Genomic DNA, 13,071 nt, shown 5'->3' on the forward strand with positions numbered 1-13,071 from the left:
TGCATAGGATATGGATAAATTTTCATGATATATTAAAATAAAAAATGTGGGTGATGGAATATGAAGAAACTACTTATTGGTAGCCTATTAACGTTAGCAATGGCATGGGGTATTTCATTAGGTAATACAGCATTAGAGAAAAGCCAAGTAATTTCTCATAATGATCAAGAGGTACAATTAGCTGGAGATCTACCTTTTGAATATTAAAAAACAACCGTCTTACTTAGACGGTTGTTTTTTTGTGTAGTAACATCCAAACGTCTTTACTAGAAACAGGCTTGCTAATAAGGAATCCTTGAATGTGGTCACAGTTTTGTTCATATAAAAACTTCCATTGTTCTTCTGTCTCTACACCTTCTGCAATAACTTCTAAATTTAGTTCTTTAGATAGTGTAATGATGGAGGAGATAATCGCTTCCTCTAAAGGACTAGTTGTAATTCCGCAAATAAACTCTCGAGCAATTTTTAATGTGTTGATTGGATATTTTGTTAAATAAGCTAAAGAACTATAACCAGTTCCGAAGTCATCGATTGAAATTTGAATACCGAGATTTTGAAGCTGTTCTAGTTTGGAAATGACAGATTGATTTTGATTAATTGCGATACTTTCTGTGATTTCGATATCTAGTGCTTCTGATTTTAGTTCGGTTTCTTCTAACACTTTTGAAATAGTAGGGATTAAATCTGCATGGTTAAATTGAACAACAGATAAATTCACACCGACTTTTAAGTGAGAAAACCCTTGATTATGCCATCTTTTTGCCTCTAAGCAAGCGGTACGTAAAATCCAATTTCCAAGTTCAATAATAAATCCGGTTTCCTCCGCTAGAGGAATGAATTGGGCAGGAGACACGATGCCGAGTTTTGGGTGCTTCCAACGAATTAATGCTTCAAAACCGATAATTTGTTTTGTTTTTGTGCTTACTTGTGGCTGATATTCAAGGAAAAATTCATTTTGTTGTAATGCTTTTGCAAGTTCGCCTTCTAAGAATTGAATTTCATTTTGGGCGATACTCATTTCTTTTGAGAAGAAAACAAATCTGTTTTTTCCATTTGCTTTCGCGCGATACATAGCCATATCAGCATTTTTCATTAATTCTGTTACATCTGTTCCGTAATCAGGGTACATTGCAATTCCGATACTCGGTGTAATAGAAAGTTCTTCATCTTTAATGAAGAATGGTTTGTTTAAAACCGTTAAAATTTGCTCAGCTATAAAAGCAGCACTTTTTTCTGAGTACATATCTGGTAATAGAATTGTAAACTCATCTCCGCCTTGGCGAGCAACGACATCCTTCGAACGCAAGCAACTGCGTAACTTTTTTGCTACTTCAATTAATAATAGATCTCCGACGTCGTGACCAAGTCTATCGTTAATTTTTTTGAATCGATCTAAATCAAGGAACATGACGGCAACATCATTTGCGCTAGTTTGAGCTGTATTTAAAATGTTCTTTAAATCTTTTTCAAACTTTCGGCGATTTGGTAATCCAGTAAGTGCATCATGAAAGGCTAAATGTTCTACTTGTTTTTGTTTTTCATATAAAGTTGTAATATCACGTGCTATGCCGAACATCCCAACAACTTCTTTGTTTATGAAAGTAGGGATGAGTGTAACGTGAAGGTAATAGTAGTAGCCTTCTTTTTCTTTTGTGCGAACTTCTAAAGTTTGTGGTCTACCTTCTTTTGTTATTTGTAAAGCTTTCTTTAGTAGATCATGGTCTTTTGAGTCAATAAAGTGTAGAAGAGAATAGCTTTCTACTTCACAATAGTAGGCAGTAAATAAGCTTTCACAAGCTGTATTAGATTGTTGGAATATACCATCCATATTTAAAGAGAAAACGGCATCAGGATGATCTTCGAATAAAGATTTATAGCGTTGTTCACTCTTTGATAACGCAGATGCACCCTCTTCTACTTTGCCTTCTAGTTGTGTAGTCAACTGTTCATATGTATCGATTAGTGCTTGATTATCTTTCCACATGTAAAGTTGTCGTAGGAATAATAAGATGAGTGATAATACTAGACCAATTAGCATGAACTTATCATCCCAAGGTTGAATAAGAATAAAGAAAAAAGTAATGATTATACTGAAATAGGGTAATATAAAGCGCACATAATCAAATCGATAATACTTTGTTTTCGTTTCATGCTGCATTGGTTTGTCCAAAATGTATAGTATGGAAGATAAACCAATTAATAAAATTGAAGCAGTATGTACTAAATAAGAGACTTCAGAAGAAGTTTTCATCCCCATGTTTAGTTGGAACAGATGTATATATCCGTAAACGAGTATAATAGTAAAGCCGATAATTAATGAAATTCTGCTTGAAGAATATTGTTCTCTTCTATATAGGCTAATAACGGCGTAAATTACTAATGATTGTGCAATAAAGTATCCAATTAAAACCCAAGTATCTGTTGTTAACATACGAAAGCTTGAAAGATCCAAAATAAAAGTTAGAGTAAAATAAATATTCATAATAACAATAAAGATGCTATCGAATGAAAATTGAGCAAGGCCTCTAATAGAGTAATGTTTTATGAATTTGATAGCAAAGCCAGAGAAGAGCAAAATATATTGTACGATGAAAAAGGGCAATGCCTTATATGAGAATATGACTTGGTCATATATAGAAAGTGAATGAAGGAATAAAGTTATCTCCATTGTCAATCCACATAGGCAAGTGCATAGTACTAAAACCCAAAATAGTTTGTCACCGCGCTTCATTTTTTTTATTGCCTTATATAGGCAGTAGCAAGAAAAGAGTGTAGCAAAGCAAAATAAGAAGAGAATTCCAATTTCTTTTATATTCAAGTCCTTAGGGATAAGAAATATCCAAAGGGAAAATATAATTATATACATCATGACAAAGTGTACATATTTTTTTTGATTAATCATATTATGGCTCCGTTTCAATAAAGTTGAATCGCAGGTGGAAAATGCTAATTCCAATCATAGCATATACAATAGGTTGTTTTTTACTATAAAAATTACTTTTTTTGAAAAAAATAGCTCAACATTACAATTTACCATTGTAATGTTGAGCTATTTATTCTTTTTATCCCTCTTATAGAGGATAATTCATGTATTAATTGCAGCATTGCTAAATCTTTCTGTTTACTTTCAATCATAATATCGAAATTATGGTTGATTTTTTTTGCAATGTGTAAGAAAGGCTTAATAAACTCTAAATCAATATATTCAGAGTGAGCCCTAAATTCTTTTTTTGATTTAGGGGAGGAAATGTGAACTTTAGGAGGGACATTTGTATGTGACCAAGTTTCAAAAATTGCAGGGAGTAATACTTCTAGCGGTTCTTCGCAAAGGTTTGCCATGTGATGATGATAATCAAATACGAATGGAATCTTTTCTTTTTGGCAAATCGATAAAGTTTCAGCAGTTGTATATGTTTTATCATCATTTTCAAGCGTCATTTGCTCTTTTATATGTGCAGGAAGTTTTTTTATGTTTTCATGGAAACGTCCAACCGCTTGTTCTTTATTTCCATAGGCACCACCTACATGGATGTTAATATAAGAAGAATCTGCAATTCCTATGGCATCTAATACTTTATAATGATAGGACATATCTGTAATAGCGTTAGTTGTAATATGTGGCTTGTCGCTTGTAAATAGCGTAAATTGATTTGGATGAAAACTTACTCGTAAATTGTGTTCTTTAATTAATGCCCCAATTTTACGCCAAAGCGGTGTAAATGCCCCGATATAATCAAACTCGACTTCGGGATGTGTTGCAAGTGGGACGATGGAAGAGGATAAACGATATAACGGAATTTCATGCGCTATATTGTAATGAAGAATACGTATTGTATGCTCAAGATTTTGCCTTGTAACATCGTACAATTTATCTTCTCGTTCTTGTTTACTGAGCTTTTGAAAGCTTGTAAATGTCATCGTTTTGGCAGGAGAGCAGTCCCAGAGTGCCATTGCATGTGAAACATATCCGAACCGCATAATCATATGTGATACACCTCTTTTTACTCATTATCTTTCCTATAAGAAGAAAGAAAGTATCGTTCCTATCCATTCTTTCCCTCTATCAATAAGAGAAAGGGGGCTAACATCTTTAAAGGAAAGTAAGGACGCGTTTTCTAAATCTTTATGGAATCTGTTTTTTACTGTTTGTATAAAATGTTTATCATATAAAAGGCAGTTGATTTCATGATTAATATATAAACTTCTCATATCAAAGTTTGCAGTTCCGATATCACAAATATAATCGTCCACTATAATAACTTTAGCGTGAAAAAAACCTTGTTGAAATGCATAAATATTACACCCGGCTTGTATTAACTTTCGGCAATATGGAAATTTTGCTTCTCGAACAAGGGCGTGATCAGCTTTTTCTGGAACGAGAATCGTTATTTGAACCCCACGTTTTCGTGCTTTTAATAAAGCGTGCATAATTTTTTTTCCAGGAATGAAATATGGTGTACCGATAAAGAGTTCTTCTTTCGTATTTTCAATTAAGTGTAGAAAAGTATGTTGTAAATAGGCCCCATCGGTCGGAATAAATTGGTGTTGGATGGTACCAGGTTGCAGTTTCGGAAAATAAAGAGAAGTATCCAATAAGTTTTGGTTTGTATCATCAAACCAATCATGTAAAAATTGTTTTTGTAAATCTTGTACACCTTCGCCTGTAAGACGTAAATGATAATCGCGCCATAATCCTAATTTTTGATTATGCCCTAAATATTCTTCTCCAATATTAAATCCACCAATATAACCAATTTTTCCGTCAATAACTGTAATTTTTCTATGGTTTCTTTGATTAGCAGAAAAGAAAAGGAACGGAAATTTCACTTTATGACAAAATGAAAAAGAGACGCCGTGTTTTTGTAGGGAACGAATTGCCTCGTTTGATAAATAATGGCTTCCCAATCGATCGAGTAATAGTCTTACTTCAATTCCTTCCTGTGCCTTATCGATAAGTAACTTTAAAAATTCACGACTGATTTTATCGTTTTTTACAATGAAGAATAAAACGTGCACATGGTGCCTTGCTTGTTGTATATCAGTAAATAAAGCATCATATAAATCTTGCCCGTATGTATAAAGGTGAAAATTACTTTGACGTAAAGGAAAAGTACGAGAGCGCACACGCTTTAAATGAAGAATCCTCCCATATAAAAGGTCAATTGTGATCCAAAGAGTAACGCATATTAACAAGAGAGATAAGAAGAACATAAGTGAATTCCCTCCTTTGCATTCTTTTCGCCTTCATTTTGCTGGCTGCCCGGAAAATCCCGATTGGCTTCACCTTATCCCATATTAAGGGGCGGTAAGCCTCCTACTTAAAAATTAGGCTTACTTAAAGGAATCAGGCGAGAGGAAACAACCCCCTACGGATTAAAGTTTCACTTTATAGTTTCACCGAAATAAACAGCTTTATTAAAAAATATGTTGTTGTATAACAAAAAACTGTTGACTGAATGCTCACTCATTATATAATGAAGATAGGGGAAAAAATTCAGAAAATTATATGTTTTTGAAGATTCTAAAAAAGAAAGAGGGCTTACAAAGAGAGGGGTAGCATAAAAATGAATAGCTTACTGATCATTAATTGGCTGGCTGCCATTGCTGTTATTGCTTATGCGGGATATTTGTTTGTGTATCTTATACGGACGAGGATGGCCTACATACAGTTAGGAAAAAAGATTGAATTTGACCGTCGTTTTAAAGAGCGTTGGGATCTCCTTAAGGTCAATGTTTTCGGTCAGAAAAAGCTGCTGAAAGATAAGAAGAGCGGCATTATTCACGTTATGTTCTTTTACGGATTTATTCTTGTCCAATTTGGAGCAATTGACTTCGTTTGGAAAGGACTCGCACCAGGATCACATCTTCCACTTGGACCACTATACCCTGCATTTACATTCTTCCAGGAAATTGTCACACTTGTTATTTTAATTGCAGTCTTTTGGGCTTTTCATAGACGTTATGTTGAGAAGCTAGTTCGTTTAAAACGTAATTTCAAATCAGGCCTTGTTCTTATCTTTATTGGTGGCTTAATGATTTCTGTGCTACTCGGTAATGGGATGGGAATTATATGGCACGGCGAGGAGCTTTCATGGAGTGAACCGATCGCTTCTGCAATCGCTTACGTTTTCTCGGGAATAAATGAAACCGCAGCCATTTCTGTGTTCTATTTCTCTTGGTGGGTGCATCTACTAATTTTGTTAACGTTTTTAGTGTATGTTCCACAATCAAAACACGCGCATTTAATTGCGGGACCAGTTAACGTTTTCTTCGGTCGTCTTTCAAATCCAGGGAAACTTGAAAAGATTGACTTTGAAGATGAAACGCAAGAAACATTTGGTGTTGGTAAAATCGAAGACTTTAGACAAAATCAGCTTATTGATTTATACGCTTGCGTAGAGTGTGGTCGCTGTACAAATATGTGCCCAGCAACAGGGACAGGGAAAATGTTATCGCCGATGGATTTAATTTTAAAACTTCGCGATCATTTAACTGATAAAGGAGCAGCAGTGACATCAAAAGCACCGTGGGTTCCAGTAGTTGCTTTTAATAATACACAAGGAAATCAGTTAGCGATGATGGCAGCTGGGAAAGGGCAACAAGAATCAGCAGCTACAACGCTTGCTTACGATCCGAGTTTAATCGGAGATGTTATTACAGAGGAAGAGATTTGGGCTTGTACAACGTGCCGTAACTGTGAAGATCAGTGTCCGGTTATGAATGAGCATGTTGACAAAATTATTGATTTACGCCGCTATCTCGTTTTAACAGAAGGAAAGATGGACGCGGAAGCGCAGCGTGCGATGACAAATATTGAGCGTCAAGGAAATCCGTGGGGACTGAACCGTAAAGAGCGTGAAACTTGGCGCCAAGGTGATGATGAAGTAACGGTTCCAACTGTAAAAGAAAAATCGAAAGCTGGCGAGGAGTTCGAATATTTATTCTGGGTTGGTTCAATGGGATCATATGATAATCGTAGTCAGAAGATTGCGATATCGTTTGCGAAGTTAATGAACGAAGCAGGCATTTCATTCGCGATACTTGGTAATAAAGAAAAGAATTCTGGAGATACACCGCGACGTCTTGGAAATGAATTTGTCTTCCAAGAGATGGCGACAAAGAATATCGAGGAATTTGAAAAAGCAGGAGTGAAGAAAATCGTTACGATTGATCCTCACGCTTATAACACATTTAAAAATGAGTATCCAGACTTTGGTTTGCAAGCAGAAGTCTATCATCATACAGAATTGTTAGCTCAGTGGGTGAAAGAAGGACGCTTAAAACCCGTTCACGCTATTGAGGAAACAGTTACGTACCATGATTCCTGTTACTTAGGAAGATACAACGAAGTATACGAAGCACCACGCGATATTTTGAAAGCAATTCCTGGTGTGAATCTTGTAGAAATGGCACGTAACCGTGAAACCGGAATGTGCTGTGGCGCAGGTGGTGGCTTAATGTGGATGGAAGAGACAGCAGGTTCACGTATTAACGTTGCTCGTACAGAACAAGCACTAGCTGTGCAACCATCCATTATCGGTACAGGTTGTCCATATTGCTTAACGATGATTAGCGATGGGACGAAAGCGAAAGAAGTAGAAGAGAAGGTTCAAACTCTTGATGTAACAGAGATTTTAGAACGCTCTGTTATCGGACAGAAGAAAGAAGCGATGTAATTTGTAGGAATGAATACAACTTTAGAGAGAGGTGCAATCATTGCACCTCTTCTCAACGTAAGAACACCGAGCGAGCGCTCGGTCCTAAAAAAGAGATGGGGGAAATAGATATGAGTAAAACAGTTATTTTAAGCGCTGCAAGAACACCGGTTGGGAAATTTGGAGGATCTTTAAAAGACGTGAAGGCAACAGAACTTGGGGGAATTGCAATTAAAGCGGCGCTTGAGAGAGCAAATGTTTCTGCTAGTGATGTTGAGGAAGTTATATTTGGAACAGTTATTCAAGGTGGACAGGGACAAATTCCATCACGCCAAGCTGCGAGGGCTGCTGGAATCCCTTGGGAAGTACAGACGGAAACAGTGAATAAAGTTTGTGCATCAGGGCTTCGTGCGGTTACGTTAGCGGATCAAATTATTCGTACTGGCGATCAATCACTAATTGTAGCTGGCGGTATGGAGTCTATGAGTAACAGTCCTTACATTTTACGAGGTGCAAGATGGGGATACAGAATGGGTAACAACGAAATCATCGATTTAAACGTTGCTGACGGCTTGACATGCGCATTTTCAGGTATACACATGGGTGTTTATGGCGGAGAAGTTGCGAAGGAAGATGGAATCTCTCGCGAAGCGCAAGATGAATGGGCATATCGTAGCCATCAGCGTGCGGTTTCAGCGCATAAAGAAGGACGTTTTGAAGAGGAAATCGTGCCAGTAACGATTCCGCAAAGAAAAGGCGATCCTATCGTCGTTGCAAAAGATGAGGCACCGCGCGCGGATACAACGATTGAAAAATTAGCGAAATTAAAACCTGTATTTGATAAGACGTCGGCAGTGACAGCGGGTAATGCTCCTGGACTAAATGATGGCGGTGCTGCGCTCGTATTAATGAGCGAAGACAGAGCGAAGCAAGAAGGAAGAAAGCCATTAGCGACAATTTTGGCACATACAGCAATTGCAGTGGAGTCTAAAGATTTCCCAAGAACGCCAGGTTATGCAATTAACGAATTGTTGAAAAAAGCAGGCAAGACAATTGAAGATATCGATTTATTCGAGATTAATGAAGCATTTGCAGCGGTAGCAATTGCAAGTACAGAAATCGCAGGAATTGACCCAGACAAATTGAATGTAAATGGCGGCGCTGTAGCAATGGGACATCCGATTGGAGCAAGTGGCGCGCGTATTATCGTTACACTTATCCACGCACTGAAGCAGCGCGGCGGCGGAATTGGAATTGCTTCTATTTGTAGCGGTGGCGGTCAAGGTGACGCAATTATGATTGAAGTTCGTTAATTTACGTGTAGGTGATTTTTGATTTATTAACAATTTATATTAAGGGGGAAGAAAGAATGGGTGTACAAAAAATAGTTGTAATTGGTGCAGGACAAATGGGTTCGGGAATCGCACAAGTATGTGCAATGGCAGGATATGATGTGAAGGTACAAGATTTAAAACAAGAGCAATTAGACAGAGGATTGGCTATTATTACGAAAAACTTAGCGCGCCAAGTAGAAAAAGGACGCATGAAGGAAGAAGAGAAGGAAGCGACGTTAAATCGCCTTACAGTAACGCTTGATTTAGATTGTGTGAAGGAAGCGGATCTTGTTATTGAAGCGGCTGTTGAGAAAATGGACATTAAAAAGAAAATTTTCGCGAATCTAGATGAAATCGCTCCAGAACACGCAATTTTAGCGACGAATACGTCCTCTCTACCAATTACTGAAATTGCAGCGGTAACGAAACGCCCAGAAAAAGTAATCGGCATGCATTTTATGAATCCAGTTCCAGTTATGAAACTTGTTGAAATTATTCGTGGTTTAGCTACAGATGATGAGGTGTACGAAACAATTGAAGATATTACGAAAAAAATCGGAAAAGTGCCAGTTGAAGTAAATGATTTCCCAGGATTTGTATCGAACCGTATTTTATTACCGATGATTAATGAAGCGATCTATACGTTATATGAAGGTGTAGCGACTAAAGAAGCGATTGATGAAGTAATGAAACTAGGTATGAATCATCCGATGGGACCACTTACATTAGCTGATTTTATCGGTTTAGATACATGTTTATACATTATGGAAGTGTTGCATGAAGGATTAGGAGATAGTAAATATCGCCCATGTCCATTATTACGCAAGTATGTGAACGCAGGATGGTTAGGACGTAAAACAGGCCGTGGTTTCTACGTTTACGAATAAAGTCCTCCTTTTATTAAAATAGTGGTCTTACCAAATTATTAAAAAGATATATAGCAAACGGAGGCGGAGTACATGAATTTTCATTTTACTGAAGAGCAACAAATGATGAGGAAAATGGTTCGAGATTTTGCGCAGAAGGAAATAGCTCCCTTTGTTCCTAGTATGGAACAAGGGGTGTTCCCGAAAGAGATTTTGCAGAAGATGGGTGAGCTTGGACTAATGGGTATTCCAGCGCCTGCAAAATATGGCGGGGCAGAAATGGATTTTATTTCTTACATTTTAGCAATTGAGGAAATTTCAAAGGTAAGTGCAACGGTTGGTGTAATTTTAGCTGTACATACGTCAGTTGGAATGAATCCGATTTTATATTTTGGAACAGAAGAACAGAAGCAGAAATATGTTTCTAAACTTGCGACTGGTGAATATTTAGGTGCATTTGCATTAACAGAACCAAATGCAGGATCAGATGCAGGGAGTTTGAAATCAAGAGCTGTAAAGAAAGGCGATCACTACATTATTAATGGATCGAAAGTATTTATTACAAATGGCGGTGAAGCAAGTACATACATTGTATTCGCTTCTACAAATCCAGAGGCAGGAAAAAGTGGGATTTCTGCATTTATAGTAGAGAAAGATACACCGGGCTTAATTATCGGCAAAGATGAGCATAAAATGGGACTTCTTGGTTCTCGCACGGTACAACTTACGTTTGAAGATATGAAAGTGCCGGCCGAGAATTTACTTGGTGAAGAAGGACAAGGATTTAAGGTGGCAATGGCGAATTTAGATGTTGGACGAATTGGAATCGGAGCGCAGGCATTAGGAATCGCGGAAGCGGCGCTAGCATGTGCGATTGATTATGCGAAAGAGCGTGAGCAATTCGGCAAGCCAATTGCGGCGCAGCAAGGAATCGGATTCAAACTTGCAGATATGGCGACTAGCGTAGAAGCAGCGCGATTACTTGTATACAGAGCGGCATCGCTAAGAGCGCAAGGATTACCATGCGGTAAAGAAGCTTCTATTGCGAAATTATTCGCTTCTAAGACGGCTGTTGAAGTTGCGATTGAAGCGGTGCAAGTATTTGGCGGTTACGGTTATACGAAAGACTATCCAGTAGAACGATTTTTCCGTGATGCGAAAATCACGCAAATATATGAAGGAACGAGTGAGATACAGAAACTTGTTATTAGTCGAGCTTTATAAAAGGACAAGGGGGAGACGGGAATGCATTTTAAACTATCAGAAGAACATGAAATGATAAGAAAAATGGTTCGGGATTTTGCTAAGAACGAAGTAGCACCGACGGCAGCTGAGCGTGATGAAGAAGAGAGATTTGATCGAGCACTATTTGATCAAATGGCAGAGCTTGGTTTAACCGGCATTCCGTGGCCTGAAGAATACGGCGGAATTGGAAGCGATTACTTAGCGTATGTAATTGCTATCGAAGAATTATCTCGTGTTTGTGCTTCAACAGGTGTAACACTGTCTGCACACACTTCACTTGCTGGTTGGCCAATTTTTAAATTTGGAACGGAAGAACAAAAGCAAAAGTTTTTACGACCGATGGCAGAAGGAATGAAAATTGGCGCATACGGTTTAACGGAGCCAAGTTCTGGTTCAGATGCTGGCGGAATGAGGACAACTGCGAAACGAGATGGAGACCATTACATTTTAAATGGATCGAAAATCTTTATTACAAATGGTGGTATTGCTGATATTTATGTTGTTTTTGCGTTAACTGATCCCGAATCGAAGCAGCGTGGTACGAGCGCGTTTATTGTGGAAAGTGATACACCAGGATTTTCAGTTGGGAAGAAGGAAAGCAAGTTAGGAATTCGCTCTTCACCAACAACTGAAATTATGTTCGAAGATTGCCGTATTCCTGTAGAGAACTTACTCGGGGAAGAGGGCCAAGGATTTAAAGTTGCGATGCAAACATTAGATGGCGGCCGTAACGGTATTGCCGCGCAAGCAGTCGGTATTGCGCAAGGGGCTTTAGATGCTTCTGTAGAATATGCAAGAGAGCGTCATCAGTTTGGGAAACCAATTGTGGCGCAGCAAGGAATTGGCTTTAAACTTGCAGATATGGCAACGGATGTGGAGGCGGCGCGTCTTCTAACATACCAAGCGGCTTGGCTTGAATCGGAAGGGCTTCCGTATGGGAAAGAGTCAGCGATGTCAAAAGTATTTGCAGGCGATACAGCGATGAAGGTGACGACTGAAGCGGTACAAGTATTTGGTGGTTACGGTTATACGAAAGATTATCCAGTAGAGCGTTATATGCGCGATGCAAAGATTACACAAATATATGAGGGAACACAAGAGATTCAAAGGCTTGTAATTTCTCGTATGTTAACGAAGTAGGAATGAAAGCGTAGGTATTTTCCTACGCTTTTTCCTTCCAAAAAATAATAGAGAGAGGTGAAGGGGATGGTTAAACATAATGTACATGCGTCCGTGAAAGATGAAAAATTAGTTGCGTTAAGACGTGAACAAATGATTAAAGGTGCGGTGCAATTGTTTAAGCAAAAAGGGTTCCCACGTACAACAACGAGAGAGATTGCGAAGGCGGCTGGGTTTAGTATTGGAACACTTTATGAGTACATTCGTACAAAAGATGATGTTTTATATTTAGTTTGTGATAGTATTTATGAACATGTAAAAGAAAGATTAGAGGAAGTAGTGTGTACAGAGAAGGGAAGTATAGAAAGCTTAAAGATAGCGATAACGAATTATTTTAAAGTGATGGATGAATTGCAAGAAGAAGTATTAATTATGTATCAAGAGGTACGTTTTTTACCGAAAGAATCACTTCCATATGTATTAGAAAAAGAGTTTCAAATGGTCGGGATGTTTGAGAATATTTTAGAGCAGTGTACAGAAAATGGGACATTTACATTAAATAAAAAAGAGATACAGCTTCTTGCACATAACATTTTCATACAAGGACAAATGTGGGGATTTAGACGTTGGGCCCTGCAAAAACTGTATACGCTTGAAGAATATACAGAAATGCAAATTAGGTATGTACTGCAAGGAGCGCATATGTTTCCGAAATAAGGAATAGACAAATTATAATTTTATTACCATATTAAAGTTTCCCGTTTTTTTTGTAGCATATTTGTACGACTTTTGTTTATAATGAATAGTATGGATTTTTTTAAGCAGACCGTTATATATAAGGTTATATTTGAA

General features: G+C 37.8%; 9 protein-coding genes and 1 pseudogene. 7 read left to right on the plus strand and 3 right to left on the minus strand.

Annotation, left to right across the window (positions count from 1 at the left end; translation table 11 throughout):
• The first annotated feature begins 60 nt into the window (after positions 1–60).
• Positions 61–207, plus strand: coding sequence for a quorum-sensing peptide PapR (locus tag AC3WTA_RS19845; protein ID WP_000734737.1), 147 nt, complete (start codon positions 61–63; stop codon positions 205–207).
• A gap of 16 nt (positions 208–223) precedes the next feature.
• Here the strand turns inward: AC3WTA_RS19845 and AC3WTA_RS19850 are convergent, their stop codons facing one another.
• The 3 genes from AC3WTA_RS19850 to cls form a co-directional block, all read right to left on the minus strand.
• Positions 224–2,902: a DUF4084 domain-containing protein gene (locus AC3WTA_RS19850; protein WP_002096177.1), complete on the minus strand. Its 2,679-nt coding sequence runs from the start codon at positions 2,900–2,902 to the stop codon at positions 224–226.
• A gap of 128 nt (positions 2,903–3,030) precedes the next feature.
• Entirely contained in the window at positions 3,031–3,984 is a 954-nt protein-coding gene (uvsE, locus tag AC3WTA_RS19855) for a UV DNA damage repair endonuclease UvsE (RefSeq protein ID WP_000605887.1), read from the minus strand.
• A gap of 33 nt (positions 3,985–4,017) precedes the next feature.
• Positions 4,018–5,211 (minus strand): cardiolipin synthase, encoded by a 1,194-nt coding sequence (gene cls, locus AC3WTA_RS19860; RefSeq protein ID WP_000465812.1) that lies wholly within the window; start codon positions 5,209–5,211, stop codon positions 4,018–4,020.
• 353 nt (positions 5,212–5,564) lie between these two features.
• Between cls and AC3WTA_RS19865 the strand changes: the two genes are divergently transcribed.
• The 6 genes and pseudogenes from AC3WTA_RS19865 (at position 5,565) to AC3WTA_RS19890 (ending at position 12,936) form a co-directional block, all read left to right on the plus strand.
• Entirely contained in the window at positions 5,565–7,676 is a 2,112-nt protein-coding gene (locus tag AC3WTA_RS19865) for a (Fe-S)-binding protein (protein WP_001086763.1), read from the plus strand.
• 9 nt (positions 7,677–7,685) lie between these two features.
• A pseudogene (locus AC3WTA_RS19870) lies at positions 7,686–8,968 on the plus strand (acetyl-CoA C-acetyltransferase).
• A 56-nt stretch (positions 8,969–9,024) separates the two neighbouring features.
• Entirely contained in the window at positions 9,025–9,876 is an 852-nt protein-coding gene (locus tag AC3WTA_RS19875) for a 3-hydroxybutyryl-CoA dehydrogenase (RefSeq protein WP_000538863.1), read from the plus strand.
• A gap of 72 nt (positions 9,877–9,948) precedes the next feature.
• On the plus strand, positions 9,949–11,079 hold the full coding sequence (locus AC3WTA_RS19880) for an acyl-CoA dehydrogenase (protein WP_001009066.1): 1,131 nt from the start codon (positions 9,949–9,951) through the stop codon (positions 11,077–11,079).
• Positions 11,080–11,100: 21 nt separating this feature from the next.
• Entirely contained in the window at positions 11,101–12,240 is a 1,140-nt protein-coding gene (gene acdA / locus AC3WTA_RS19885; RefSeq protein ID WP_000545530.1) for an acyl-CoA dehydrogenase AcdA, read from the plus strand.
• A gap of 66 nt (positions 12,241–12,306) precedes the next feature.
• On the plus strand, positions 12,307–12,936 hold the full coding sequence (locus tag AC3WTA_RS19890; RefSeq protein WP_000238598.1) for a TetR/AcrR family transcriptional regulator: 630 nt from the start codon (positions 12,307–12,309) through the stop codon (positions 12,934–12,936).
• The last annotated feature ends 135 nt before the right edge of the window (positions 12,937–13,071 follow it).

It is taken from the genome of Bacillus sp. EB106-07-01-XG149 (assembly GCF_058791555.1).

Bases quoted from the DNA above. Each gene is read 5' to 3' on its own strand.
- cls (WP_000465812.1), bottom strand. From the start codon at position 5,211: ATGTTCTTCTTATCTCTCTTGTTAATATGCGTTACTCTTTGGATCACA.
- AC3WTA_RS19865 (WP_001086763.1), top strand. From the start codon at position 5,565: ATGAATAGCTTACTGATCATTAATTGGCTGGCTGCCATTGCTGTTATT.
- AC3WTA_RS19850 (WP_002096177.1), bottom strand. From the start codon at position 2,902: ATGATTAATCAAAAAAAATATGTACACTTTGTCATGATGTATATAATT.
- uvsE (WP_000605887.1), bottom strand. From the start codon at position 3,984: ATGATTATGCGGTTCGGATATGTTTCACATGCAATGGCACTCTGGGAC.
- AC3WTA_RS19890 (WP_000238598.1), top strand. From the start codon at position 12,307: ATGGTTAAACATAATGTACATGCGTCCGTGAAAGATGAAAAATTAGTT.
- AC3WTA_RS19875 (WP_000538863.1), top strand. From the start codon at position 9,025: ATGGGTGTACAAAAAATAGTTGTAATTGGTGCAGGACAAATGGGTTCG.
- AC3WTA_RS19880 (WP_001009066.1), top strand. From the start codon at position 9,949: ATGAATTTTCATTTTACTGAAGAGCAACAAATGATGAGGAAAATGGTT.
- AC3WTA_RS19845 (WP_000734737.1), top strand. From the start codon at position 61: ATGAAGAAACTACTTATTGGTAGCCTATTAACGTTAGCAATGGCATGG.
- acdA (WP_000545530.1), top strand. From the start codon at position 11,101: ATGCATTTTAAACTATCAGAAGAACATGAAATGATAAGAAAAATGGTT.